The sequence below is a fragment of the Bacillus sp. RIT 809 genome (assembly GCF_016892495.1).
Lineage (GTDB): Bacteria > Bacillota > Bacilli > Bacillales > Bacillaceae_G > Bacillus_A > Bacillus_A cereus_U.
This window is the reverse complement of sequence record NZ_JAFEMR010000015.1, coordinates 35,329-60,866: the sequence shown is the minus strand read 5'-3', so window position 1 is coordinate 60,866 and position 25,538 is coordinate 35,329. Positions and strand designations below refer to the sequence as shown.

Genomic DNA, 25,538 nt, shown 5'->3' with positions numbered 1-25,538 from the left:
GCTTCAGTAACATATTTATAAAAATACGAAAGTTTTTTGTAATAACTTATAATATTTTACGTGAGAGGATGTAGAATATGTTTATTTCTGTTACTAGAATGCGTCTAAAAGGAAAAAGGATGTTACCGTTCTTTTTTATATATACAACGAGAGCTGGATTACAGGCGAATAAAGCGAATGGCTTAATACATTCTTCATTTGCAAAAGAAGGATGGCATACGTTTTGGACGTTAACGGTTTGGGAGAATAAGGAATGTATGAAAGAGTATCGTAGTAATGGAAGCCATTTACAAGCCATGAAAATAGCAAGAAAGATAGCGAATGAATTAGAATTTACAAATTGGGAAAGTGATACGATTCCAAAGTGGGCTGATTGTAAGGACGTGTTACATAATAAATATGGTAGAAAATTATAATGATCTGTAATAAGGGACTTAGTTTAAGTCTCTTTTTTTGTTAGTAATATATTATTTTTTCAAATATGTAAGATTTTACATTAGTATGAGACTTTTACTTATTATGTAAGTAGGCTATACTAAAGTACATATATTTTAAAATTGGAGCGAATAAAGACGACATGGAGTTAGTAAAGTTAGAAAAAATAATTGAATTGAAAAAAGAAGAATTATTGAATCTAGTCTCAAATTATGGACTTCAACATGAAAAAGTAATAGCACTCAGCCAAGAAATTGACAAATTAATAAACTGGTTTATGTTTTTAAAATAGAAAGAACTATGACGTGAGTTGAATATGTTATAGTTCTTTTTTATTTGGTAATTTAGAAATATATTCGATATACTATCAATAAATAGAATGTTCAGTTTTAAAGGAGGGGGATAAATGATACTACATACGCATATTTCAGGTGAAGGGGAACCAATTGTGCTTTTACATTCTGGTGGTATGACAGGTTTAGTAGAGTTTGAAGAACAGGTAGAATTTTTTACAGAAAAACAATATAAAGTAATTCGTCCTGATTTGAGGGGACATGGAGAATCAGGAGGTACATTAGATAATTATTTTCTTTGCTCTGCTGATGATTTGAATGATACACTAGAACATTTGCAAATTAATAGTTGTCATATAGCGGGTGTTTCACTAGGGGGGATAGCCGCTTTATTATTTGCGAAAAAATATCCAGATAAAGTGAGGACATTAACTTTTTCAGGTATCTTTCCTATTGAGCGAGATAATTGGGAAGAGTCTCAGGAGTATGAAGTAAAGTGTCATCAACAGTTGATGGAAAATGAAGAAGTTGTAACTTATATGAATCAAATTCATGTAAAAAGTGATTGGAAAGGGTTGCTGAAATCGTGGCAAGTTAAGGAGTGGTACCCATTTCATGAAACAGGTGATGTAGCTAATCTTCAAGTACCTACACTGTGTATTGTTGGGGGAGATTCAGCAGATGAAGTTACAGCCGCTACAACGTTTAAACAATTAAACAACAATATACATATTGCTGTTATTCCGTTTGCAGGTCATTTAGTGCATAATGATCAGCCTAAAATATATTCATATATCTTGTCTAATTTCTTACAGAATGCGCAAGCTGCTAGTCGACTATGATAATTTTTGGTTATAATAATAAAGGAATTATTAATTGTATCGGTTAGGAGCGCAGCAAATATGAAAACAGTCGTTGTCATCGGTGGAGGTATTACTGGACTTTCTACTATGTTTTACTTAGAAAAATTAAAGAAGGATTATAATATAGATTTAAATTTAATCCTTATTGAGAAAGAAGAGTATTTAGGTGGTAAAATCCACAGTGTGGAAGAAAATGATTTTATTATGGAATCTGGAGCGGATTCTATCGTAGCTCGTAATGAACATGTTTTGCCGCTTGTAAAAGATTTAAATTTAGAAAATGAAATGGTATATAACGAAACAGGCATTTCTTACATATACTCTGATAATATATTACAACCAATTCCTGCTGACACTATATTTGGGATTCCTATGAGTGTTGAATCATTATTTAGCAGTACGCTAGTCTCAAAAAAAGGGAAAATCGTTGCTTTAAAAGATTTTATTACGAAAAATAAAGAGTTTACAAAGGATACATCACTTGCTGTATTTTTAGAAAGCTTTTTAGGGAAAGAGTTAGTGGAAAGACAAATTGCGCCTGTGCTTTCAGGTGTATATTCCGGTAAATTGAATGAGCTTACAATGGCATCTACGTTACCATATTTACTTGAGTATAAAAATAAATACGGAAGTATTATTAAAGGTTTTGAAGAGAATAAAAAACAATTTCAATCAGCAGGAAATAAAAAATTTGTATCATTTAAAAGTGGACTATCTACGATTATTAATCGCTTAGAAGAAGTGCTGACGGAGACTGTAATTAAAAAAGGTGCTGTAACAACATCGATAAGTAAAAAAGGGGATCGGTATGAGGTTTCTTTTGCAAATCATGAGACAATACAAGCTGACTATGTCGTTTTAGCAGCTCCACATGATATCGCACAAGCTTTATTACAGTCTAATGAGTTAAATGAGCAGTTTAATAAGTTTAAAAACTCATCTCTTATTAGTATTTACTTAGGTTTTGACATACTAGATGAACAACTACCGGCTGACGGCACAGGTTTTATCGTAACGGAAAACAGTGATTTACATTGTGATGCTTGCACATGGACAAGCAGGAAGTGGAAACATACATCGGGTAAACAAAAGTTATTAGTAAGAATGTTTTATAAGAGCACTAATCCAGTATATGAAACGATCAAAAGTTATAGTGAAGAGGAATTAGTACGAGTAGCTTTATATGATATTGAAAAGAGTCTTGGAATTCAAGGTGAACCAGAAGTAATTGAAGTTACAAATTGGAAAGATTTAATGCCGAAATATCATTTAGAACATAATCAAGCTGTTCAATCATTACAAGAAAAATTGGCCGCTCTTTATCCTAATGTATACTTAGCTGGAGCTTCATATTACGGTGTAGGAATTGGTGCTTGTATTGGAAACGGAAAGAATACTGCCAATGAAATAATTGCGACATTGAATGAACAGTCAAAATAATAATATTAAATACATATGTAAATAAAATGTCCCTCCATTATGTTGGAGGGACATTTTATTTGTAATTATTTCACATTAATTGCAATCTTTTTATGAGATGTTTTATTTTCTTTAATAGTTAATATTATTTTTCCAGATTCTTCAAAGGAATACAGTGAGAGTTGATAAAGTTCTTTAATATTATGTTCTTCTTGTAATTTATTTGTAGGTATTATTGTTATATTAGGCTTCCATGTTTTCTGTTTGCCTGAAGGGTAGTCTACTATTATTTCTGGATTATTTAATTGTATTGTTTCCCAAGAGACAAAATACAGTTCAACTGCTGTATCTTTTTTTAGTAATTCTTCTGAGAAATAACCAAACTCACCAACATTACCGAAAACAGTAAAATTTTGATTTTGTAATTTAATATCTAAATATCTAGGTTGATATGTTGCAGCGTGATACATTCCGTATGAAAGAGAGAGTGTGGCAGCGATTAATATACCAACTGAAAATGTCGTAAAGCTATTTCCTTTAAAACTAGTCATCATGAATGAGTTTGGTGTGAATTTTTTTGCGAATAAAAAAATGAGTAAAATGAGCAAGAGGGATAAGCCGATGAAAATATACATAAGAATTTTACACCTCCATAATAAAAAAACTTATTTTCTATATTTTAACATGAATGTATGAATTAGGTTGTCGTTTTAGAAGGGAAAGGAGGATATGGTATCGAAATTATAAAATAGCTTAGTACGAGCGGAGTGATAGAAATGAAAAGAATAAAATATATTTTTAAGTGAAGATGAGAAAAGAGTAACAGGAGGGGGGGAATTGTTACGTACTCTTGAAGCGAAAGAAATGATTCAATTAAATAAGAGGCAAAAGATTATTGATATTGGAATTGGAACGGGTGCATTTGCTTCATTAGTAAGTGAAAATGAGGAAAAGCTTTGCTAGAAATGTTTGATTTGTGGGACATTGAGGACTTTCCTAATTATAAATACTTTTTCTGCTATAATAAATTAGTAGAGAGAAAGGAGTGATCCTATGGTTATGGCATTTCCTATATTAGAAACGGAACGCTTGCGCTTAGTTGAAATAGAACAATCTTATTGTCAAAAAATATATGAAATATTCTCATTGGATGAGGTAACGTGTTATTACGGTATGAATTCTTTTACTGAGTTTGGACAAGCTTCACGTATGATTGAATCTTTTTCGAAAAATTACTTTGAGAAAAAGGCAATGCGTTGGGGAATTGTATTAAAAGACACAAATACTTTAGTAGGAACAATTGGATTAAATAATTTACAACTTTGGAGTAAACGCTCAGAGATTGGATATGATTTGCATCCTCGTTATTGGGGGAATGGTTATGCTTCTGAAGCTGCTCGAGAAATTATTACGTATGGATTTCGAGATTTAGGTTTATTTAGAATTGGAGCTATTACATATCCTGAAAATATAACTTCGTGTAATATGTTATCTAAATTAGGTTTTCAACAAGAAGGGCTGTTACGTGGATACATTCATCAAGGAAATAAACAACACGATGCATTAATGTATTCTATTGTACGAACAGATGTAGAGGATATTCATTATTAATAAAAAAGCCCCTCTTATTTAAAATAAGAGGGGCTTGTAAAAATCAACCTATTTTAGGTAATAAACGTTCTCCACTTTTCATACTACTTTTACATAAAGGGCATTTAGGCTCTTCTTCAAATGAAAAGTTCTTTCTCATCCATCCTAAACAATCCTCTGATTCACATTCCCAAACAGGGGTTTGTTCTGGTGGTACTTCTGCTACATCGTTCTTTCGATTGCGATACATGTAACCACTCCTTTTATGTAAAAATTTTTAGTTATATATTAAAAAGGTTGTTAACCGAGCTGGTAACAACCTTTTTATTGATTGAATTATAGCTTTACAACGTTTTTAGCTTGAGGTCCACGGTTACCGTCTTCAACTTCGAAGCTAACTTCTTGACCTTCGTCAAGAGATTTGAAGCCGTCGCCAGTGATAGCTGAGAAGTGAACGAATACGTCGCTACCGTCTGCAACTTCGATGAAACCGAAACCTTTTTCGCTGTTAAACCATTTTACTTTACCTGTTAATGTCATGGTAATGCCTCCTAAAATTTAAAAAGATTACAATATGATCGGCCTTATTCGATTGAAAATAAAAGTTCACATATTATCAAAAATCCATAAGGAGTACAAAACATTCCTGATTGATACTTGATAATATGCAAAGAAAGTATAGTGTTAAATTGACCTTAATTATTATCTTACAACAAATGGTGGGAAATAGCAAGTGCTGGTAATACCAATAAGTAATATGAGGAGAAATTGGTAAAAGGCACAAAGACATCTCTTTTATTTATATATTATTCCAAATCTGGATTTATTCTAAACCAAGATCATTTATATTAAAAAATAAGTTTAAAGGAAAGGCTATATATATTTTAATAATACTGAGGAGTACAATAATTAGGAGGGGATAGAATATTGCAAAATAAACAATTTAAAATAATTGAAGCAGCAAAAGAAGGAAGAAGAAAAGTTCATCCTATTTTAGCTGTACTACTAGCTATTGTATTTTTAACTTTAGGTGAATTTTTTATGTTATTTATGCTGTTTTTACCGAAAGCAGATACATCATTTGTAAAGGCAATTTATAATAATATTGAGATGATATTAGCGTTTGGTGGGGCTATATTTTTTGTTTTTTTATGGATTAGGTTTGTAGAGAAAAGGTTATTTTCATCCATTGGTTTTTGGAAAGTGCAATGGATAAGAAAGTATTTGAGAGGTGCGTTAATAGGATTTGTCTTTATTTCAATACCAGTAATTGTACTTGTGTTAACAGGGATTGTAAAACTAGAAATGCAACAAATTACGGCAACCGCCATATTTGGTATTGTAGGATCTTTAATTGCTTTTTTAATACAAGGTGCAACGGAAGAAATTATTGTACGAGGCTGGTTATTTCCAGTTATTTCTGTTAGAAGTCGTATATGGGTTGGGATTATAGTGACGTCCTTTTTATTTGGTTTTCTGCATTTACTTAATCCTGGTATTACAATTCTTTCAATATCGAATATAATATTAGTTGGTGTATTTGCAGCATTTTATGTTTTAAAAGACAGTAGTCTTTGGGGGATATGCGCGTGGCATTCAATTTGGAATTGGGCGCAATATAACGTCTATGGTTTTGCGGTTAGTGGCATGACGATATATTCAACGCCGCTATTTAAACCTGTAACAAATGGGTCAGAAGTACTTCACGGAGGCACATTCGGAATTGAAGGTAGTATTATTACAACAATAATGCTTGCAATTGCTTCAATCGTTTTATGGAAACAGTTATGGGGGCGAAAAGCGAAACAACGAATTATTAGCTAATGAAAGAGGGAGAAAATATGGGGATTATAGCGTTTGAGGGAGCGAGTGCTGTTGGTAAGAGTACAACATGCCGTGAACTAGAAAAAAATTACGGTGCATTTATTATTCCTGAAGTTAACTTTTTATTTGAAAGACCAAAAAAGGCACATAGAACATGGTATTTTGAAAAACAAGTAGAGCGCTGGAATATAGCAGTGCAGAAGTCGCAGCAATATGAGTTAGTAATACTTGATGGTGATATTTATCAGCCACTTAGTTATAATTGGTGTTTCCATTTTGATATATTTAATCAGCCGTTATCTTTAATAGAAAACTTTTATAAAGAAAAGATAATTAACGAAGAAATTGGTTTTCCAGATCAATATTTTTATTTATATACAAGTGAGGAAGAGCTTAGAAAACGGAAAGAGTCTGATGGGACGAGAAAAAGAAGAAACTTTGAAAAACATTTACATATAGCTAAACCGTTCCAACGTTATTATGAAAACTTAAATAATGTTACAAAAGGGTACTGCAAGTTAATCGGGGCGAAAAATGTAAAGATGAATGAAATGGAGATTATGAAAAGTTTAAAGGATTTGAAAGTGAATGAAGAAATACGGTTTGATGTTTCAAGGTTAGATGCTATAACGTGGTGGTTACAAGAGAATCGTGCATATTAAAAAGAAACGGGTGTCATATAAGGCGCTCGTTTTTTTATTTAAGTGCAATATTTTTTCATCTACTTTATAAGTGGAAATAGTATAAAGTTTCGTAGTTTTAAATGAAATGCTTAGTATATGTAATAAAGATTAGAGAAGAAATTTTATAACGTGACAGAATAATCTTTTAATTTATCCGAAAAAGAAATACAATATAAGGAAATGTATGAAAAGTTTTGCTATATAGTTTAAGGAGGAATAGGTGCATCAAAAGTAATGAAAGTATTGATAAATTTATTAAAATAATTCTATTAATGTAAATAATGATAATTTATGAGAGGAGACTTAATTTAAGCATGAAGAAAGTTATTATTTCGGATCTAGATGGGACTCTATTAAGAAGTGATAAAACAATTTCAGAGAAATCTATTAATATTTTGAGAGAATGTAAAAATAAAGGGGATAAATTGATTTTTGCTACGGCAAGACCTCCAAGAGATATAAATCGGTATATTCCCAATGCGTTAAAAAATGACATTATCATTTGTTATAACGGAGCAATTGTTCTTAAAGGTAATGATATTTTATATAAAAAGGAGATTTCTAAGAATAATATTTTAGAAATCATAGAAAAAGCAAAAAAATATAATCTTAATCATATTTGTATTGAAATAAATGATAAGCTGTACTCAAATTTTGATGTTACTGATTATTTTGGTAATGTGCCGTGTGAAGTCATGGATATAAGAGAGTTAAACTTTGAAAAAGCTTCTAAAGTAATTGTTTGTACTAATGGCTCAATAAATAAGGAGTTCACTAAGGAATTGCCTGATGAGTGCAAGGCAGTCATTACAGATAATGGAACATTGTGTCAAATTATGCATGCGGATGTTTCAAAATGGAATAGTATTCAGCATGTTCTACAGCACTTAAATCGAGACGTATCTGAAGTAATTGCATTTGGAGATGACTACAATGATATGGAAATGATAGAGAAGTGTGGGATTGGCGTAGCGATGAGCAATGCTGTTGAGGAATTAAAATCCGTCGCTAAATTTATTGCCAAAAGTAATGATGAGGATGGAGTTGCTACATTTCTGGAAAGTAATAGTTATATTTATGTTAATTAGTATGAAAAAATGAATTGCAGTAAGTTGCGAAAAAAGAGAAGCTACATCTGTTTTTAATAGATAGAAATTATGAAAAGGGCTATGTGGGAGGAAATAGGCGAGATGAAAACATTATTTAAAATAATAGGAATTATAGCTGGTATGGCGGTAATCGGGGTAGGTGTAACGTATGGTATGCTGTATTATCTGAATAATAGTAAACCAGCTGCGAAAAAGGCATCACCAGCTGCTCCAGCAGTAGAAGTGCTAGCTGATAGTAATGTAAAAGCCGAAGATGCAAAGTTGTTAGAAAATGGAAATCATTCATTGCCGAATAGTGGTTTTAATAAAAATTTCAAATGGACAGATGAGAACATACAGACAGCATTACATGAAATGGCACATCAAAAAACAAAAGCTGATCAAAAATGGGGTTATATTTTTATTACACAAGAACGTATTGAAAGTTTACTTGAAATTATAAATAGTAATGATGTTGCACAAAAAAGTACATATGTGGATATTTTAGAACGATGGAAACAAGGAAAATATGAAAAGGTTGATGTGGACCACAACAAGATTTGGAAATTGCAAAGTGGGAATTTAGGAGAAGGGAAAGGAGTAATGTCAGAAAAGGAGCAAAAAGAGTTAATTAATCAAGTTTTTATACAAAAAGGTACATATTCAGGTAGTAAATTAATTGCAGGTGAGGTACAAACTAATAAATAATATACATATTGATTTTGAAACACCTTTACTGTTATGAACACAAATGTTTTAACAAAAATGAGTAACTGCTTTTTAGAGCAGTTACTCATTTTTGTTATTACTCGCTTACTTTTCTATTCTCTCTAATAATGTAAGAAACGATTGTAAAACTGGTGATATCCATCTAGATTTATGATAGATTACGTGGCTTTGAATGACGGCTGGAGTTTCGATGGGCTGAAAACAAAGTTGTTCTTTTTGATAACTTTCTTGTACAACGATGTAAGGGAGAATAGAAATTCCTAACTCACACATAACGGATTGTTTAATGACTTCAACATTGGAAGTCTCAAATGTTTTATTAGGATTTCTTCCGCTTTGACGTAAAAAACGATCTACCATTGGTCTATAGCCACAGCTTTGTTCTGTAAATATAAATTGAGTATCTTGTAATAAAAGGAGTGGATCAGTGTTTGAAGGGAAATGAGCAGGGAAAATCCATCCAAATGTTTCATTACATAAATTGCGCGTAATAAAATCATTATGCTCTATACTTTCTCCAATTATGAAGATAACATCGGTTTCTCCTTCATGTAGTTTTTTCAATGCTTGCTCATTGGTATTTGTCTCAAGTACGATATTTACTTTCGAATTTTCCTGTTTGTAAGTACGTAATAATTGTGGTAACCGATACACTGCCAATGATTCATTAGATGTAATAGTCAATGTTCCTTCTAAATGGTCACTGTTTTGAGGGATTTCTTGCGCTTTATCATAAATAGTAAGTAATTCTAATGCGTACGGATGAAATTGATGACCTGCTTTTGTAAGAAGTATTTTTTTTCCTAATCGATCGAATAGAGGAATGTTTAAATCGTTCTCTAATGCTTTAATATGGGCTGTCACAGTAGATTGCGCATAACCTAATGCATGAGCAGCTTTAGAAAAGCTGCCATATTTAACAATGGCACAAAATGTTTTAACATGTCTCATTTCCATAAATGATACCTCTTTTATTATCATGATTTGTGAATGATTATATCATGTATTTCAATTTTTCAAATCATTAAATTTCTTTTAAAATTAAGTTGTGGAGAAATTCATTCAAGTAAAATTGGAGGAGAAAAAATGAGTGAAAAGAGCTATCATGTAGCTGTAGTTGGGGCTACAGGCGCAGTAGGGCAAAAAATCATTGCATTGTTAGAGAGAGTAACGAAATTTAATATAGAAGAAATTACATTACTCTCGTCAAAACGATCTGCTGGTAAGATAGTACAATTTAAAGGACGAGAGATTAAAATACAAGAGGCAAAATCAACTAGTTTTGAAGGTGTAGACATTGCATTTTTTAGTGCTGGAGGAGAAGTTTCTAGACAATATGTAAATCATGCAGTTTCTAGTGGTGCAATCGTAATTGACAACACAAGTGAATACCGAATGGCACACGATGTACCACTCGTCGTTCCAGAAGTAAATGCACATACTTTAAGGGAACATAAAGGGATCATTGCAGTTCCGAATTGCTCAGCACTACAGATGGTAACAGCTCTTCAGCCAATTCGAAAATCATTTGGTTTAGAACGAATTATTGTTTCAACGTATCAAGCCGTATCAGGCTCAGGAATTCATGCGATTCATGAATTAAAAGAACAAGCTAAGTCAATGCTTACAGGTGAAGAAGTGAAGAGTACTATATTACCAGCGAAAAAAGATAAAAAACATTATCCAATTGCATTTAATGTATTGCCGCAAGTGGATATATTTACAGACAATGATTTCACATTCGAAGAAGTAAAGATGATTCAAGAGACGAAGAAAATTTTAGAAGATCCAAATCTAAAAATGGCAGCTACTTGCGTCAGAGTTCCAGTTGTATCGGGGCATTCTGAATCGGTTTATATTGAACTTGAAAAAGAAGCGACCGTTGCAGAAATTAAAGACGTACTATGGGATGCACCAGGTGTTATTTTACAAGATAATCCTAGTGAACAAATTTATCCAACGCCATTATGTGCAGAGGGTAAAAGAGATACATTTGTAGGTAGAATACGTAAAGATCCTGATACACCAAAAGGATTCCATCTTTGGATCGTTTCTGATAATTTATTAAAAGGTGCGGCTTGGAACTCAGTTCAAATCGCAGAGACATTGGTGGAAAAGGGGATTATTTAGTATAAAGTTATATAAATATTGAATATAGAAGGATATTTGGGAAACCGTTAATTATAATGGTTTCCCATTTTTTACTTAATGAGTAGTTTACTAACTTCAATTAGAATTTAATTTAAGTTAGTTTTTATAGTGTTTTTATAAATATCAATTTTATCTGCAGAGAATTTTAAAGCTTTAGGTACTCCATTAATTGTGAGATTAATATTAATTGATAAAGGCATTTCGACTTTTTTCACTACATCTTCTATCGCAATATACTCATCTTCTTTTTCCTTATAAAAAACAACGGAACTAATTAATACCTCATTATTTTCAATATCAATACTACACATCATAGGGAATTTCTCATCATTATGTATTATTAATTCGCCCAGTACTATTGAACCGTTTAACTCTTCTGTAAAATTTATTGTTTCCACTGGTTTTACCCACGTTTCATCGCACTCTTCGTTTTCCTCTTCATCTATTGCCCGTTCCCATATTGGGTTTTGTTTCAAGTCTTCAATAGTTAATTCGTCAACTGGTTTGCTTTTATTCATATACAATTTATCCCTTCATTATAATAAATGGATGATTAAAAAATATTCTTTCTTTAACTGAACAATATGGCCATTTGCATCCCTTTGAAATACAACTTTTCGCATTTTCATAATCAGTTGAACGCCAATAAACAGGTTCAATGTAGAGTTTATTCCATTTGATATTATTTTAACTAGTTTCGAAATACTTTACTCATCCTGATAACCTCTCGAATACTTGTTCTTACAGTAATTTTAACAATGTTTTGAGTAGGTATCAAATAGTTATTAACTGACCTGATTGAAAAGAAAAAAGGATTGTTAATGTATGTGGAAAAGAGTGGAAAACATCAAGAATGAACAAAAGGATTTTGGTATGATATGGATATATTCAATGTGAGGGGGAATTTAAGGTGTATCAAATAAAGGGGTATTTTTCGTCACTAAAAGGAAATCATTATGAAATTGGTAAGCAACAAGGGGAATTCGTAAAGAAACACCCGTATCTCATTCCACAATTTATACAGCAAGAAAATTTAATATCGGATAACCATTGGACAGAATCTAGAAATGTACTAAAACAATATTGTCCAGGAATTAATGAAGAAATTGAAGGTTTTTGCGAAGTATTGAAAATTCCTTCAAGGAATATGATGTATTATTATCAGACACTATTAAAAGCAGGTTGTAGTCATTGTGCAGTATTACCTAAAAAAACTGATTTAAAGCATACATATGTATTAAGAAATTTTGATTTATCACCCAAAATAGATGATATGCGTTTTTGTTCGACGCATGTTGAAGGTGCATATGCACATAGTGGCTTTTCTACTCAATATTTTGGCCGAACAGAAGGAGTTAATGAGCATGGGTTATCTATTACATTTTCAGCATGTGGTCAACCTGTAGGGAATATTGAAGGTTTAAGAAAACCGATGGTAAATGGTTTGCAATGTTTTGCTGTAATTCGAGTAATATTGGAGAAATGTAGAAATACGCAGGAAGCTACATCATTAATAAAAGAAATGCCTATAGCAAGTAATATTAATATAATTGTAGCGGATTCTTTAAACGCAGCACATATTGAAATATTTGACGGGCATAAATCAATAACAACAATTAATGAGGAAAGCCAAGCTTTTATCGTATCAACAAACCATGCAGTCAGTTCACCTATTCAGAAATTAAATAATAGGAAATTAGAACAATCTACAAAAAGATATCACATTTTACATGAGCATTTAAATCGAAATGAACAGGTGAGCATGGAATCTTTAAAAGGATTGGTAGAAGAAGAATATCCTATCGGGGTGACGGTGCATAATTATGAAGAGTGGTTTGGGACTTTGCATTCTGTATTATTTGATTTACAGGACCGTACATTGAATATTTGCTTCGGATCGCCACTTTTAAACGAGTGGTACTCATTGAAAGTTGGAGAAATCCTTCCGTTTACCGAAGTGAATGTGAACTTTAAAAATAAAACTTATGCTGACTTTTGGAGAGAAGAGAAAAATGAAATGACTCCTAAAGATTAAAAAGGAATAAGATGGTAAAATGAAGGGGTGGGAATAGACAGGAGGGATTGCTATTGCTACAAGCTATGTTACCAATTGTTCTAATCCTTTTTCTAGTCGCTTCGATGTATATAACTTATCAAAAAAGAAAAAAAGCGGGGATAAAAGGATTAAAAAGTGCATTAACTTCTATTTGTTGCTTTTTAATTGCAATTTTAAATTTGTCTGCATATTGGCTTCATTTTGGCGGTATTTTTACTTGGCTAGTCTCAATCATATTGTTGCTAGTGGGGGCGTATTTTACAAAATATATTCCAATCTCAAAAAAGGTGCACTAAAATTATATGAGTTTATATGTAATGTTTTATTTCAATGTGCTATAGATGCCTTTAAATCAATGCTTTTGAGCATTTCGATATGTGTTTGCAAACATTTTGCAAACACATATCAAAATATACTCTTCGCGAATGTTTTCACTGCATCTTCTTGCATATTGGGTAAGACATGAGAATATACCCTTAAAGTTAAAGAGATATCAAATGCTAATGACAGAATTCATGAAGTTTGTAAAGTGCGAGAACGAAGGTGTTTTTGACATCAAGCAGATGTACAGCGCGGAAAAAGCTTTCAAGAAAATGTAGAACCACCGAAATCTACATTTTGCTTACATGGGTATGCGAGTAAATGTAGCTGGCAAGTGGGGTACGATCGTTGGAAACTGGAAAACTAATTTGTTCGTTTTGTTCGATGGGGAAATAGAAGCGTACAACTGCCACCCTTATTGGGAAATTGCTTAATTCGATGAAGAGGGCAATGTGGTTCATAGCTGTCAAAAGGGAGAGTATGCGATATAAGTAAAAAAGGACGAGCAGTCGTACCTACTGTCCTTTATAGGAGAAAAATTATTCTGGACTAGAACTACGAATAACCAGAAAGCGCGCTTTTAACCAGTGTTGTCAAAGATGTAATAATCTATGCAACAAAAAAGCTTAGTCGGAATTCAAAACACCAAAATGGCTTGCATTGGTAAACAGGCTCAAAAGTAGTATATGCAAAATGAAAAATTCCATACAAAAAGCAGACAACAATTTTGGTTGTCTGCCAGTGAGTCGAATGAGTTAGCTAATTGTGATAAATTGCTTTCCCATTACAAGAAGAGTGAAGCTGCTAGTTCAAACAGCTTGTAGGTAGTCTTTTCGATATTTTAAAAAATATACAGAGAAAGCAGATAAGTGACGAATCTACCTGCTTCTGCTGTAACAAAAGAAAGAAGTATTAGCAGTGGATACGGCGGCTTGAAAATAGTATGTATTGGTTTTGAAAAAATATTCAAGGAGTGAAGGGAAATGGGATCGGGACAAATTTGAGGGCTATTCACTCGAACAGCTTCGTACCCGTCACAGTCGTTATCCTATTGTGACGGGTATCTGACTTATATTATTGAGGGAACGGGACGGAAGGATGCCACGGTATTGTTGCAGGAATCCAGACGAACCTGCGCGCTTACCCCAGCATTCGCGAGCTGCGTCACGGCATTCAAGATAGCAGATTTTCTGCCAGATTTGACGGCTACGTTATAGTTCACGACTAGGGGACGAACTGGGTCCTGAGGGGGAAATCGATTGAGAATCGCTTGATGATAGGTTGTTCTTAACGTGACGTTCGCTGTCAGCGTGATACCTTCTATAGTAATGCCAGTCAGCGTTGTCTCGTTAAATGAGGTGAGTTTGACTGTAAGCATGTAACGGTTTTGCATATTTATTTTTCCTTTATTATTAGACTTAATTTATTTTATGCTTGTCTAACAATTTAGTGTAGACACTTGCATCATAATAAGTAGAAAGATATATAAGATTATATTTTGATAAGGCGTGGAGATTAAAAAAAGGCAGTTGAACAAAAACGTTATTTGAATAAAAGCTAGTGGACTAGTTTTTAACACTCACTGAAATTAATACTCATAATATACTTTGTAATAACTTATATGGAAGTGAGTTGAATACTAATGTTTTATTCATATTTTGATACCCGAGATAGAATGCGTCCGTATGGTACGGCGGGTATTACGTATAGCGGAGCACAAAGTACAATTCAAGCTGTTCAACAAGCGTTACAAGCACAGCAGCAAATGCAACAAATGCAACAAATGCAACAAATACAGCAAGGCATACAACCGTACTATTCATCTATGGAGTATTATTACCCAATGCATCATATTACACCATACGGAATTTCTGTTTCAACAATTCCATATGGAACTGTATACAACTTATAAAAATATGCGGGGAATAAATTTGAATATTTATATAACGGCGCAAGTACAGAGCGCCCTTATAAGAAATGATTTGTATCTGATGAATTAATATTCAATTAAATGTGTAATTAAGGTTAATATAAAAATTTTATTTTGTATGTATTTGAAACACGAAAAGAGCACTTAATAAAGTGCTCTCATGACGAGATCATTCACTCAAAAGAAAGGAATACACCATATCATACGAAAATCTTTTGAAATGCTCTTGGGTAAATTAATTATTATTTGTAAAAAAAGCAGTTAGCAAAAGCTGACTGCTCATCTCCAAGGGGAATTCGGAGTTTGGTATTTAAATGACGGAATTTTAGATTTTATTCAGAGGGGAAAATAAAAGCTAGGATTTCTCCTAGCACTCAAACATAAGTCGTAGGGAAGGGTTTAATGTAGAACGTATGTCGCACTTTTAATATATAACAACTTCGGGATATTTTGAACAACAACGCTAATTTAAACAAAAAAGAACACTGTTTAACAGTGTTCAGTTACTGATATAAATTGTTATATGATACGTGTAATCCATCTTACTCGCTCTGCCTTGTGGCAGGGCTTTTTTATATAATAATATAAATTAAGTAGTTAAAGAGGTGTGTTTAAATGAGCTGGGAAGAATCATATAGAAGAGAGCAACCATGTCCATGTGGTAAGGGAAAATATATTGAAATTATGAAGGTGTATGCAATAGAAGAAATATAAAAAAGTGCTAACACGTATGCGGAATAGACATAAAACATCGCTGATTTGCCATTCATAAAAATAGACTTTTCTTAGCAGAAATCACTAATTATAAATACTTATAAAATTAGCTCTGATATAGCAGATATTGAAGCGAAGAAAAATAAAGATGGGAGTGCATATTGGAAATACGAAGATGACCAAACAAAGTTATGGAATATACGACTATAAAGCTAGAAAATGATGACATAAATCTAGATGTTATTGTTTAAATTTATATTTTATAATTTCCATTTATCCCGCATTAACTGCCCGGAAACGCCAGATTGGTTCAACTAATAATCAGTGGGAAATGAACAAAACCCCTACTGATTAAAGTTTCACTTTATGAAAATATAGTAAAAACAACCTAAAAATAGGCATATGAACAAGGTACATCATCTAGTGATAGGTCATATTTTGTTGGTGTACGTATTGAACTTAGTTTATCCCGCTATTTGCGGGCAGTAAAACTCCCACCTCAAAATTCGACTGGAGCAAAGAAGTTAGGTGGGAGCCCTGCTGCCCGTAGACGCCCGATTGGTTCAACTAATAATCAGTGGGGGATGAACAAAACCCCTACGGATTAAAGTTTCACTTTATAGCGCTATTTCTACTTAGATTTAACGAACAGAAATATAGGAAAGTATCGATGGGGTTGTAGTTTATAAACGGAGGTCATGAAGATGAATAATTTTCAACAAGAACTACAAGCGTTAAGCCTTAATGATTATCAGCCTGGAAATATTGTGTATTGGGACCAGCAAAACCAATATCCATATTACTATATTGAAGATGCTGCTCGTCGCTGTGGTGGTTGTGGTCGCTGTGGTGGTTGTGGCGGTGGTGGTCGTTGTGGTGGTGGTCGTTGTGGTGGATTCCGTTGTTTTGGTTGCTTCGGTTGCTTTAGTTGTTTTGGTTGTGGTGGTTGCTCTAATTGCTCTAATTGTTTTGATGGTTTTAATGGTACTACTGTAACATTTGAATATTGATAAGAGACAAAAGGAATCCATTTTGAAAAAAGATTGATCAAAACGGATTCCTACTTTTTGAAGCATTATACAATTTTTATAAAAAAGTGCTAACAAGTTTTCAAACGAACTTGCTAACACCTATACGAAATAGATATAAAATATCGCTGATATGTCGCTTGATAAAACGATAATAATTAAGCACTTATAATGAATACTAGGTTTTTAGAAAAGAAACCACAAAATGTAATGTTTTATTTCATTATGAAAAGAAATTATTCTAATAGGTCGTTGTGCATCGGCTTCATAGGATAATCTCTTTTATGCTTATTTTTGTAGAGAATGTACTGTTAACTTTAGTTGTTCAATAAATTCTCGGGTAGCAGCGCACATGTATTTATCTTTTCTATAAATAAGTCCTATATCTATTGTTGGAGTGGGGTTTTCAATTTTAATAGATTGAATGTGTTCGCTTTGCAAAAAGTCTATATAAGGTTTTGGTAATACTGTAATTCCCATACCTTTTGAGACCATTTGAATTAAAGATTCCATTGTACTAATTTCTAAAATTGGCTTTGGTTTAAAGTTAAAGTTTTGGCAATGAGATGTAATTAGTTCTGTTAAATGGAAATTTTTAGGTAGAAGAATTAAAGGGTAGTCCTGTAATTCTTCAATAGATACATACTTACGTTCAGTTAAAGAATGGCTGGTTGGTACAACTAATGTAAGTTCACTTTTATATAGTGGGATAGAAACAATCTCTTTATCTTGCACTGGGAGAAATGTAATGCCAATATCTAATTCGTTTTGTAATAATTTTTCACGAATTTCTCCTGTACGAAGACCTAATACAGAAAGCTCAATATTAGGATATAAATTATTGAAATTTAAAATGGCTGGTGGTAGTAAATAATTTACGACGGTTAACAATGAGCCGATTGTTAAGGATCCATGCTGTAATCCGTTTAAATCTTGAATGGCAGAACGGGCTTGTTCGACTTCATGAAAGATTGTTTTACTGTGCGATAATAAAACTCTTCCTGCTTCAGTTAAAGATATTTTTTTACCAATTCGATCGAAAAGTGGCATGCCTACTTCATGTTCTAATGCACGTATTTGTTGACTTAGTGAAGGTTGTGAAATGTTTAATTTCTCAGCTGCTTTTGTAAAATGTAACTCTTTCGAAACAGCTAAAAAGTATTCTAGTTGTCGTAATTCGATTGGAATCACCTCAAATTTAATCATAGGATATACCTATCATTATTATATAAATAATTGAATTGAACAATGGTTTTATGAGATTTATAATCACTTTATCAGAAATGGATTGATTATAAAAATTAGATGAGGTGAAGCAGAATTGTTGAAATCGAACGTATTACCAGGAAATTATTCACAAGTACTTCAAAAAAGGTATGAGGCGGCTGTACCGACAGGAATATATCATTTAACGCCTTTATATGTAAAAGAAGCAAGAGGAGCGATAATTACAGATGTAGATGGAAATCAGTTTATTGATTTTGCTGGTGGAATTGGAATGCAAAATGTTGGTCATTGTCATCCGAAAGTTGTAAGAGCGGTACAAAAACAAGCGGAATCATTTATTCACCCATGTTTTCATGTAACTCCATATGAAAATTACATTACTTTAGCAGAGAAAATTAATGAAAAAGTGCCAGGAACAAGTGAGAAAAAAACGATGTTTGCAAATAGTGGTGCGGAAGCGATTGAAAATGCTGTGAAGATCGCACGTAAAGTCACAGGGAGAAGTAAAGTAATCTCGTTTGAACGAGGATTTCATGGGAGAACATTAATGACGATGTCTTTATCGACCAAAGAAAATCCATATAAAGCAGGATTTGGTCCGTTCGTTTCAGACATGCATATATTGCCGTATCCGTACTACTACAGAGCTGAAGAAGGGGGTTCTCCTGAAGAAGTGGATTCTCAAGTCATCTATCAGTTTGAAAAGTTTTTAGAAGAAGTATCACCTGAAAAAGTAGCGGCAATCGTAATGGAACCAGTACAAGGAGAAGCTGGATTTATTGTTCCTTCTATTTTATTTGTAAAACGAATCCGGGAGATTTGTGATCAATATGGTATTTTAATGATAATGGATGAGGTGCAAACTGGATTTGGTCGAACTGGGAAATGGTTTGCAACGGAACATTTTCAAATAGAGCCTGACATTATTACATTATCAAAATCAATAGCTGGAGGCTTACCATTAAGTGCAATTGTTGGCCGTGCGGAGTTGATGGATATTCCTGGGAGAGGGCAAATCGGTGGGACCTTTGCGGGAAGTCCATTATCATGTGCAGCCGGTCTTGCTGTATTTGAAATTATGGAAGAAGAAAATCTAGTTGAAAGAGCTCAGCAAGTTGGAAATAGAATAATATCACATTTACATGAAATGCAATTGAAATACGAGGTCATAGGTGATGTTCGCGGAATTGGTGCAATGATTGCAATGGAACTTGTAACGAATCGCATAACGAAAGAACCTGCAAAAGAACTAACATTAAAATTAATTGATGAATTCTGGAAGAATGGGCTTATAAGTATTGGAGCGGGGATATTTGATAATGTACTACGCTTTTTACCACCTCTAGTTATCTCAAACGAAGAAATAGATAGAGGGTTTGAAATAATAAATGAGTCTTTTGAAAAGTTGTGCCGCAAGTAAGAGGAGGGATTTGAATGACTAAAGTATATGAAATCCTATCTTTAAATATAGGATTGCCAAAAGAGGTTATGTATGGTGGGAAGTTAATTCAAACAGGGATAAATAAAAAGCAAGTAAAGGAACCTGTTTTTTTATCATTTTTAAAGTTTAATGGAGATGGACAGGCGGATTTAGTTCATCATGGAGGGGTAGATAAAGCGGTTTGTGTTTATACTGGTGACCACTATCCGTACTGGGAAAAAGAATTGAATCAGGAACTTGTATATGGGGCTTTCGGTGAAAATATAACAGTAAGCGGAATGCGTGAAGAAGATGTTTGTATTGGTGACACGTTTCAACTCGGAGAAGCGATTGTACAAGTAACGCAGCCAAGACAACCTTGTTTTAAATTAGCGAAGAAATATAATATTCCAAAGCTACCATTATATTTTCAAGATACAGGATACACAGGTTTTTATTTTCGAGTATTAAAAGAAGGGTGGATATTACCGGTAGATACTTTGAAATTGTTGAGGCCTGATCCAAAAGTTGTGTCAATTTCGTTTGCGAATCGCATAATGCATAAAGAAAAACAAAACTCTGAAGGATTAAAAAGGATTTTAGAAGTAAATGCACTGTCTACTAGTTGGAGAAAGACGTTTGAAAAGCGTATTAGGGGTGAAGAAATAAGTACGAAGGAGCGACTTGAAGGAACAAAATAATAAGTGAATAATATTTTTATAAATGGTGCATTTCTATTAGTAATAAGTTAATTAGAAAGCACCATTTGTATATAATAAACTTATTAATATTCGAAAATCTTTATATGAGTTTATTTGACTTATTTTTAAATAGTCAAAACAAAAAATAAATTAGACTATTTTTTTATGTTTTATGATAATATATTGATTTGAAAGGCCTATTATTCTAGGAGTAGGTCATATAAGTATATCTAATTTAATGGAATCGACGTATGGAGGGACAATATGGGGAATGTTGATAATTTTGCAAATATTATATTAGAAGAACCGAAAAGAGAGCAGTTATTTCCTTTATTTGAAGAAGTGTTTGGGATTACAAGTCAAACATTACATGATTTTTCAGAGAAAGGATATTGGGATTATACATATAAAGCTTTATCATTTATACAAGATGATAAAGTGATTGCAAATGTTGCGGCATTTTCACTTCCGTTACTAATTAATGGTGAAAAAATAAATGCAGCGGGTGTTCAATCAGTAATGACACATCCAAATTTTCGCAGACAAGGACTAATGACACGATTGCTTAATAAGATGATAGAAGAAATTGATAAGCAATGTGAATGTGCTTTCTTGTTTACTGAAACCCCTGAACTATATAAATCATTTGGATTTCAAATTGTGCAGGAATATCTGATGACTATACCATATGATAAAAAGAATAATAAAGATTCTATACTTAGAAAGTTAGATTTTTATAATGAAGAGGATAGACAGTTAATAAATGAAATCATTGAAAATAGTCAAAGACTTTCTAATATGTTTTCAACACTAAATTATCAACCTTCGTTTTATTTGAATATGTATGACTTAAAATGGAATGAAAAACTGTATTATTCTAAGAAACTAGATGCGATGATCGTTTATGAAGTAGAAAATGAAAAGCTAAAGTTATATGGAGTATTTGCTCCAGTACTTCCGATTTTAGATGAATTATGTGAGGAAATCTCTGAATCATTTACAGAGATTGAATTTTATTTTTGCCCAGATCAATTAGGGATTGATGATGTACAATATACAGAATTACAGTCTAGTAAGTATTTGATGGTTCGAAGTAGTAAAGAATTAGATTTTAAAGGATATAAATTCCCAGTTTTAACGGAGTTTTAAATATTTATATAGATGCTTTTGATGGAGGATAAAGGTAATAAACCTATTAAAATAAGTTTTACACGTGAAACCCATCTAAAAATAATGATTCGTGATTGAATTTTACAATTGAACAAATATAAATAAAAAACCGCATTCTTTCTATTAAGAATGTGGTTTTTGTATTTACGTAAGATAAAGCACATTTATTGACCGGAAAGTCATAAATGCTTATCATTTAATAATGTTAAATATTAATTTACATAATATAATAGGACTAATGAAGAAATTACAGACTATATCGTTTAAATAAGGAGGAATATGAATTATTCAATGGTAATTTCATGAAAAAAGGAGATTATGTATGAAATCATTTCGCAAGTTGTTACAGTATTTAAAACCATACATGTTCTTCGCTATTATTGGGCCGTTATTTATGGTACTTGAGGTTGCGATGGACTTAATTCAACCGACAATAATGCAACATATTATTGATGTTGGAATTGCAAACCGGGATTTGAATTATGTAATAAAAATGGGGCTTCTTATGATAGGGGCAGCAGCAATCGGTTTAGTTGGAGGACTTGGTTGTATGATGTATTCTACAAAAGCTGCTGTTAATTTCGCTACAGACATACGAAAAGATGTGTTTGCTAAAATAGAAACATTTTCCAGCAAAAATCGTGATTCATTTGGAACAGGTAAATTATTAACAATCGTGACAAATGATATTACATCTATTCAAGCGGCAATGACGATGACGTTACGTGTACTTGTCCGTGGACCGTTATTATTTATTGGAAGTATCATTATAGTCTTTGTAACAGCGAGAGAACTATTTCCAATTTTACTTGTTGTGGTACCCGTTTTATTAGTTGCAATTGTATGGATTGCAGGTCAAGCGAGCGGTTCATTTAAACGAGTACAAGAAGCATTAGATAAAGTAAATACAAAGCTACAAGAAAATTTATCCGGTGTACGTGTTATAAAAGCATATGTAAGACAAAAATATGAAATCTCACAGTTTGAGAAAGTTAATACAAGTGTAACTGAAATAAATATTCGTGCTATACAAATTATTTCATTGATGATGCCAATTATTATGCTAGTTGTAAATGGCGGGATTGTAGCAACTTTATGGATGGGTGGCGAGAAAGTTTTTAACGGTACACTCCAAGTAGGGGCCATTTTAGCTTTTATTAACTATTTAAATATCATTTTAATGTCACTTATGTCTATTAGTATGGTATTTATTCAAATTGCCCGTGCTTTTCCATCAGCTGATCGTGTACAACAAGTCTTACATACTGAAGTTGATATTACAACTGAAGGCGACGTATATGAACCAAAACAAGTGGGTGGTAATGTAGAGTTTAAAAATGTTAGCTATAGTTATACGAAAAATAATGAATATGTTTTAAAAGATATTTCATTTACTGTACGTAAAGGTGAAAAAATAGGGATTATTGGATCTACTGGGAGTGGTAAATCTACATTAGCAAAACTATTGCCACGACTTTACGATGTTGATCAAGGTGAAGTATGTATAGACGATGTCAATGTGAAAGCATACGATTTACAAAAACTTCGTGCCTCCATTGGCTTCGTTCCACAAAAGGCACTTCTCTTTTCAGGCAGTATAGAAGAGAATTTACGTTATGGCAAAGAAGATGCCACTTATGATGAATTGGAATTAGCATCTTCATCTGCTTGTGCGACTGAGTTTGTAAATAAGCTGGAAGACTCTTATCAATATAACTTAACACAAGGTGCAACCAATCTATCTGGCGGTCAAAAACAACGTATATCTATTGCAAGAGCCCTAGTGAGAAAGCCATCTATTCTTGTATTAGACGATTCTACATCGGCAGTTGATGCGAAGTCAGAAGCTGTAATACAAGAAGCATTAAGGACAAGATATAGTGGCACAACGACATTTTTAATTGCATCAAAAATATCTTCTATTATAGATGCTGATAAAATCCTCGTTTTGAATAACGGTGAATTAGTTGGAAATGGTACGCATGAGGCTTTATTGGCAACTTGTGAAGTGTATCAGGAAATTTATCTTTCCCAAGGTGGTAGCCTGCAGCAAGAAGGAGGGGAAGAGCATGCGTAATTTTCAAGGACAATTTGGAAATAAAGGTGGACGTAACAATCCGAAAACGGGAAAAACAAAGAATACTAAAGGAACTATAATGCGAGTATGGAACTACATGGGGTATCAAAAAGCATCTCTTATGTTCGTTATTATTCTTGTATTTATCACGACATTACTAGGTTTACTTGGGCCATATTATATGGGGGTCATCATTGATGAATACATTGTACCGAAGGATTTAAGCGGGACAGCGAGAATGTGCATGCTGCTCATTGCAATATATGGGATAACCGTATTGTTAACATGGTTACAAACATTTGTAATGATTAATGTTGCATTAAAGACTATACAAAAAATAAGACAAGATATTTTTGAGAAAATCCAAACACTTTCTCTACGATTCTTTGATGTACGTTCTCAAGGTGATTTAATGAGCCGTGTGACAAATGATATTGATAACTTAAATCAAGCTTTGACACAAAGTGTTGTACAAATTATTTCATCAGCGTTAACATTTATAGGTGTAACAATTGCGATGTTTTCATTAGATTGGATTTTAGCAATTGTAACTTTAATTACAGTACCTATTATGTTTTTCGTTACAAAAAAACTAGTTGCTTATAGTGGCAAAAACTTTGCGAAGCGTCAAAAGGATTTAGGGGAATTAAATGGATTTATCGAGGAAGCTATTACAGGTGCAGACGTAACTACGTTATACGGAAAAGAAAAAGAAACCGTACATAACTTTAATGAAATTAACGAACAGCTAAGAATTTCAGCAACGAAGGCTGAAACGTTTTCAGCATTTATTTTTCCAAGTATGAACTTTATTAATAACTTAGGAATGGGGCTTGTAATTGGAACTGGATCGGTAATGGTATTAAACGGAATGACAACAGTAGGTGTCATTGCAGCTTTTATTAATTATTCTCGACAATTTTCAAGACCACTTAGTCAATTTGCAACTTTAATGAATACGATTCAAGCGGCAGTTGCTGGAGGAGAACGTGTTTTTGAAATTATGGATGAAGTACCAGAAATTCAAAATAAAAAAGATGCAGTACTTGTACAAAATTTACAAGGACATGTTAGGCTTGAGAAAGTTTCATTTGGATACGCACAGGACAACATGATTTTAAAAGATGTGAGTCTCGAGGCAAATCCTGGGGAGACCATCGCTTTAGTCGGTCCAACTGGATCAGGAAAAACAACAATTATTAATTTGTTAACTCGCTTTTATGACATTCAAAAAGGGCAAATTAACATTGATGAAAAAGATATAAAGGATTATGATATTAATTCTTTGCGGAGTAAAATAGGGGTTGTTTTACAGGATACGTATTTATTTGCTGGGACGATTATGGATAATATTCGGTATGGGCGTTTGGAAGCAAGTGATGAAGAAGTAATGGCCGCTGCTAAAGCTGCATCAGCACATTCTTTTATTAAGCATTTACCGAATCAATATGAAACAGAAATCGCTTCAGAAGGTTCGAATTTAAGTCAGGGACAAAAACAACTTCTTGCGATTGCACGAGCAATTTTAGCAGATGCAGATATATTAATTCTCGACGAAGCCACATCTAATATTGATACGAGAACAGAATTACAAATTCAAGCTGGATTAAATAATTTAATGAGAGGGCGAACGAGCTTTGTAATTGCTCATCGGCTGAAAACGATTGAAAAAGCAGATCAAATACTTGTAATAAAAGATGGAAGTGTTTTAGAGAGAGGAAATCATGAAACTCTCATGGAAGATGGAGGGTTTTACTTTGATCTGTATACGAGTCAGTTTAAAATTTAACGGAAATATTGATGTGATACGGTTTCTCGT

General features: G+C 32.9%; 26 protein-coding genes and 1 pseudogene. 20 read left to right on the top strand and 7 right to left on the bottom strand.

Annotation, left to right across the window (positions count from 1 at the left end):
• Positions 1–77 precede the first annotated feature (77 nt).
• The 4 genes from JTF23_RS17090 to JTF23_RS17075 all read left to right on the top strand — a co-directional run bounded on the left by JTF23_RS17090 (position 78) and on the right by JTF23_RS17075 (position 3,031).
• A complete protein-coding gene (locus tag JTF23_RS17090; protein WP_002109886.1) occupies positions 78–416 on the top strand; it encodes a hypothetical protein in 339 nt (112 codons plus the stop codon).
• Positions 417–577: 161 nt separating this feature from the next.
• Complete coding sequence (locus JTF23_RS17085) at positions 578–727, top strand: aspartyl-phosphate phosphatase Spo0E family protein (RefSeq protein WP_002012842.1); 150 nt, start codon at positions 578–580, stop codon at positions 725–727.
• A 114-nt stretch (positions 728–841) separates the two neighbouring features.
• Positions 842–1,570: an alpha/beta fold hydrolase gene (locus tag JTF23_RS17080; protein ID WP_002141734.1), complete on the top strand. Its 729-nt coding sequence runs from the start codon at positions 842–844 to the stop codon at positions 1,568–1,570.
• Positions 1,571–1,630: 60 nt separating this feature from the next.
• Complete coding sequence (locus JTF23_RS17075; protein ID WP_002157858.1) at positions 1,631–3,031, top strand: protoporphyrinogen oxidase; 1,401 nt, start codon at positions 1,631–1,633, stop codon at positions 3,029–3,031.
• Between the two features lie 65 nt (positions 3,032–3,096).
• Here the strand turns inward: JTF23_RS17075 and JTF23_RS17070 are convergent, their stop codons facing one another.
• Positions 3,097–3,645: a hypothetical protein gene (locus tag JTF23_RS17070; protein WP_204209243.1), complete on the bottom strand. Its 549-nt coding sequence runs from the start codon at positions 3,643–3,645 to the stop codon at positions 3,097–3,099.
• Positions 3,646–3,847: 202 nt separating this feature from the next.
• On the opposite strand from JTF23_RS17070, the gene JTF23_RS28135 reads away from it, so the two are divergent.
• On the top strand, positions 3,848–3,973 hold the full coding sequence (locus JTF23_RS28135; RefSeq protein WP_286674639.1) for a hypothetical protein: 126 nt from the start codon (positions 3,848–3,850) through the stop codon (positions 3,971–3,973).
• A 96-nt stretch (positions 3,974–4,069) separates the two neighbouring features.
• Positions 4,070–4,621: a GNAT family N-acetyltransferase gene (locus JTF23_RS17060; RefSeq protein ID WP_033710605.1), complete on the top strand. Its 552-nt coding sequence runs from the start codon at positions 4,070–4,072 to the stop codon at positions 4,619–4,621.
• Between the two features lie 43 nt (positions 4,622–4,664).
• On the opposite strand, the gene JTF23_RS17055 is transcribed toward JTF23_RS17060, so the two are convergent.
• Positions 4,665–4,850 (bottom strand): cold-shock protein, encoded by a 186-nt coding sequence (locus tag JTF23_RS17055; protein WP_000286202.1) that lies wholly within the window; start codon positions 4,848–4,850, stop codon positions 4,665–4,667.
• 86 nt (positions 4,851–4,936) lie between these two features.
• Positions 4,937–5,140, bottom strand: coding sequence for a cold-shock protein CspD (gene cspD, locus JTF23_RS17050; protein WP_002012849.1), 204 nt, complete (start codon positions 5,138–5,140; stop codon positions 4,937–4,939).
• Between the two features lie 387 nt (positions 5,141–5,527).
• Between cspD and JTF23_RS17045 the strand changes: the two genes are divergently transcribed.
• From JTF23_RS17045 to JTF23_RS17030, 4 genes are all read left to right on the top strand, one after another.
• Positions 5,528–6,424, top strand: coding sequence for a CPBP family intramembrane glutamic endopeptidase (locus tag JTF23_RS17045; RefSeq protein WP_204209242.1), 897 nt, complete (start codon positions 5,528–5,530; stop codon positions 6,422–6,424).
• Complete coding sequence (locus tag JTF23_RS17040; RefSeq protein ID WP_204209241.1) at positions 6,424–7,086, top strand: nucleoside/nucleotide kinase family protein; 663 nt, start codon at positions 6,424–6,426, stop codon at positions 7,084–7,086. The genes JTF23_RS17045 and JTF23_RS17040 overlap by 1 nt, the downstream gene beginning before the upstream one ends.
• A 335-nt stretch (positions 7,087–7,421) precedes the next feature.
• Positions 7,422–8,195 (top strand): HAD family hydrolase, encoded by a 774-nt coding sequence (locus JTF23_RS17035; RefSeq protein WP_131231871.1) that lies wholly within the window; start codon positions 7,422–7,424, stop codon positions 8,193–8,195.
• Between the two features lie 102 nt (positions 8,196–8,297).
• On the top strand, positions 8,298–8,903 hold the full coding sequence (locus JTF23_RS17030; RefSeq protein WP_204209240.1) for a PRK06770 family protein: 606 nt from the start codon (positions 8,298–8,300) through the stop codon (positions 8,901–8,903).
• A 105-nt stretch (positions 8,904–9,008) separates the two neighbouring features.
• Here JTF23_RS17030 and JTF23_RS17025 read toward each other — a convergent pair whose 3' ends face one another.
• Entirely contained in the window at positions 9,009–9,881 is an 873-nt protein-coding gene (locus JTF23_RS17025) for a LysR family transcriptional regulator (RefSeq protein ID WP_204209239.1), read from the bottom strand.
• Positions 9,882–10,010: 129 nt separating this feature from the next.
• Between JTF23_RS17025 and JTF23_RS17020 the strand changes: the two genes are divergently transcribed.
• The gene (locus JTF23_RS17020; protein ID WP_204209238.1) at positions 10,011–11,054 is read left to right on the top strand and encodes an aspartate-semialdehyde dehydrogenase; all 1,044 of its coding nucleotides are present in this window, start codon (positions 10,011–10,013) and stop codon (positions 11,052–11,054) included.
• A 107-nt stretch (positions 11,055–11,161) separates the two neighbouring features.
• Here the strand turns inward: JTF23_RS17020 and JTF23_RS17015 are convergent, their stop codons facing one another.
• Complete coding sequence (locus JTF23_RS17015; protein WP_204209237.1) at positions 11,162–11,593, bottom strand: hypothetical protein; 432 nt, start codon at positions 11,591–11,593, stop codon at positions 11,162–11,164.
• A 392-nt stretch (positions 11,594–11,985) separates the two neighbouring features.
• On the opposite strand from JTF23_RS17015, the gene JTF23_RS17010 reads away from it, so the two are divergent.
• Positions 11,986–13,110 (top strand): C45 family autoproteolytic acyltransferase/hydrolase, encoded by a 1,125-nt coding sequence (locus JTF23_RS17010; protein WP_071151260.1) that lies wholly within the window; start codon positions 11,986–11,988, stop codon positions 13,108–13,110.
• A 53-nt stretch (positions 13,111–13,163) separates the two neighbouring features.
• Positions 13,164–13,427, top strand: coding sequence for a hypothetical protein (locus JTF23_RS17005; RefSeq protein ID WP_071151261.1), 264 nt, complete (start codon positions 13,164–13,166; stop codon positions 13,425–13,427).
• Positions 13,428–13,536: 109 nt separating this feature from the next.
• Here the strand turns inward: JTF23_RS17005 and JTF23_RS28360 are convergent.
• Positions 13,537–13,626, bottom strand: a pseudogene (locus tag JTF23_RS28360) (tyrosine-type recombinase/integrase); the annotation flags it as partial.
• 1,468 nt (positions 13,627–15,094) lie between these two features.
• On the opposite strand from JTF23_RS28360, the gene JTF23_RS17000 reads away from it, so the two are divergent.
• Together JTF23_RS17000 and JTF23_RS16995 are read left to right on the top strand one after the other, a co-directional pair.
• Complete coding sequence (locus tag JTF23_RS17000) at positions 15,095–15,364, top strand: DUF3947 family protein (RefSeq protein ID WP_204209236.1); 270 nt, start codon at positions 15,095–15,097, stop codon at positions 15,362–15,364.
• Between the two features lie 1,436 nt (positions 15,365–16,800).
• Positions 16,801–17,106, top strand: coding sequence for a heterocycloanthracin/sonorensin family bacteriocin (locus tag JTF23_RS16995; RefSeq protein ID WP_204209235.1), 306 nt, complete (start codon positions 16,801–16,803; stop codon positions 17,104–17,106).
• Positions 17,107–17,412: 306 nt separating this feature from the next.
• Here the strand turns inward: JTF23_RS16995 and JTF23_RS16990 are convergent, their stop codons facing one another.
• Positions 17,413–18,315, bottom strand: a complete 903-nt coding sequence (locus JTF23_RS16990; protein WP_088079225.1) for a LysR family transcriptional regulator — start codon at positions 18,313–18,315, stop codon at positions 17,413–17,415.
• Between the two features lie 130 nt (positions 18,316–18,445).
• On the opposite strand from JTF23_RS16990, the gene gabT reads away from it, so the two are divergent.
• From gabT to JTF23_RS16965, 5 genes are all read left to right on the top strand, one after another.
• A complete protein-coding gene (gabT, locus tag JTF23_RS16985; RefSeq protein WP_204209234.1) occupies positions 18,446–19,771 on the top strand; it encodes a 4-aminobutyrate--2-oxoglutarate transaminase in 1,326 nt (441 codons plus the stop codon).
• 14 nt (positions 19,772–19,785) lie between these two features.
• Positions 19,786–20,472 carry an MOSC domain-containing protein gene (locus tag JTF23_RS16980; RefSeq protein WP_204209233.1) on the top strand — a complete coding sequence of 229 codons (687 nt, stop codon included), beginning with the start codon at positions 19,786–19,788 and terminating at the stop codon, positions 20,470–20,472.
• 264 nt (positions 20,473–20,736) lie between these two features.
• On the top strand, positions 20,737–21,621 hold the full coding sequence (locus JTF23_RS16975) for a GNAT family N-acetyltransferase (RefSeq protein WP_204209232.1): 885 nt from the start codon (positions 20,737–20,739) through the stop codon (positions 21,619–21,621).
• 343 nt (positions 21,622–21,964) lie between these two features.
• Positions 21,965–23,719: an ABC transporter ATP-binding protein gene (locus JTF23_RS16970; protein ID WP_204209231.1), complete on the top strand. Its 1,755-nt coding sequence runs from the start codon at positions 21,965–21,967 to the stop codon at positions 23,717–23,719.
• Positions 23,712–25,508: an ABC transporter ATP-binding protein gene (locus JTF23_RS16965; protein ID WP_204209230.1), complete on the top strand. Its 1,797-nt coding sequence runs from the start codon at positions 23,712–23,714 to the stop codon at positions 25,506–25,508. The genes JTF23_RS16970 and JTF23_RS16965 overlap by 8 nt, the downstream gene beginning before the upstream one ends.
• The last annotated feature ends 30 nt before the right edge of the window (positions 25,509–25,538 follow it).

Excerpts from the sequence above, each read along its gene's own strand:
- JTF23_RS17090 (WP_002109886.1), top strand. The coding sequence starts at position 78 with ATGTTTATTTCTGTTACTAGAATGCGTCTAAAAGGAAAAAGGATGTTA.
- JTF23_RS17085 (WP_002012842.1), top strand. The coding sequence starts at position 578 with ATGGAGTTAGTAAAGTTAGAAAAAATAATTGAATTGAAAAAAGAAGAA.
- JTF23_RS17080 (WP_002141734.1), top strand. The coding sequence starts at position 842 with ATGATACTACATACGCATATTTCAGGTGAAGGGGAACCAATTGTGCTT.
- JTF23_RS17075 (WP_002157858.1), top strand. The coding sequence starts at position 1,631 with ATGAAAACAGTCGTTGTCATCGGTGGAGGTATTACTGGACTTTCTACT.
- JTF23_RS17070 (WP_204209243.1), bottom strand. The coding sequence starts at position 3,645 with ATGTATATTTTCATCGGCTTATCCCTCTTGCTCATTTTACTCATTTTT.
- JTF23_RS17060 (WP_033710605.1), top strand. The coding sequence starts at position 4,070 with ATGGCATTTCCTATATTAGAAACGGAACGCTTGCGCTTAGTTGAAATA.
- JTF23_RS17055 (WP_000286202.1), bottom strand. The coding sequence starts at position 4,850 with ATGTATCGCAATCGAAAGAACGATGTAGCAGAAGTACCACCAGAACAA.
- cspD (WP_002012849.1), bottom strand. The coding sequence starts at position 5,140 with ATGACATTAACAGGTAAAGTAAAATGGTTTAACAGCGAAAAAGGTTTC.
- JTF23_RS17040 (WP_204209241.1), top strand. The coding sequence starts at position 6,424 with ATGAAAGAGGGAGAAAATATGGGGATTATAGCGTTTGAGGGAGCGAGT.
- JTF23_RS17035 (WP_131231871.1), top strand. The coding sequence starts at position 7,422 with ATGAAGAAAGTTATTATTTCGGATCTAGATGGGACTCTATTAAGAAGT.
- JTF23_RS17030 (WP_204209240.1), top strand. The coding sequence starts at position 8,298 with ATGAAAACATTATTTAAAATAATAGGAATTATAGCTGGTATGGCGGTA.
- JTF23_RS17025 (WP_204209239.1), bottom strand. The coding sequence starts at position 9,881 with ATGGAAATGAGACATGTTAAAACATTTTGTGCCATTGTTAAATATGGC.
- JTF23_RS17020 (WP_204209238.1), top strand. The coding sequence starts at position 10,011 with ATGAGTGAAAAGAGCTATCATGTAGCTGTAGTTGGGGCTACAGGCGCA.
- JTF23_RS17015 (WP_204209237.1), bottom strand. The coding sequence starts at position 11,593 with ATGAATAAAAGCAAACCAGTTGACGAATTAACTATTGAAGACTTGAAA.
- JTF23_RS17000 (WP_204209236.1), top strand. The coding sequence starts at position 15,095 with ATGTTTTATTCATATTTTGATACCCGAGATAGAATGCGTCCGTATGGT.
- JTF23_RS16995 (WP_204209235.1), top strand. The coding sequence starts at position 16,801 with ATGAATAATTTTCAACAAGAACTACAAGCGTTAAGCCTTAATGATTAT.
- JTF23_RS16980 (WP_204209233.1), top strand. The coding sequence starts at position 19,786 with ATGACTAAAGTATATGAAATCCTATCTTTAAATATAGGATTGCCAAAA.
- JTF23_RS16975 (WP_204209232.1), top strand. The coding sequence starts at position 20,737 with ATGGGGAATGTTGATAATTTTGCAAATATTATATTAGAAGAACCGAAA.
- JTF23_RS16970 (WP_204209231.1), top strand. The coding sequence starts at position 21,965 with ATGAAATCATTTCGCAAGTTGTTACAGTATTTAAAACCATACATGTTC.
- JTF23_RS16965 (WP_204209230.1), top strand. The coding sequence starts at position 23,712 with ATGCGTAATTTTCAAGGACAATTTGGAAATAAAGGTGGACGTAACAAT.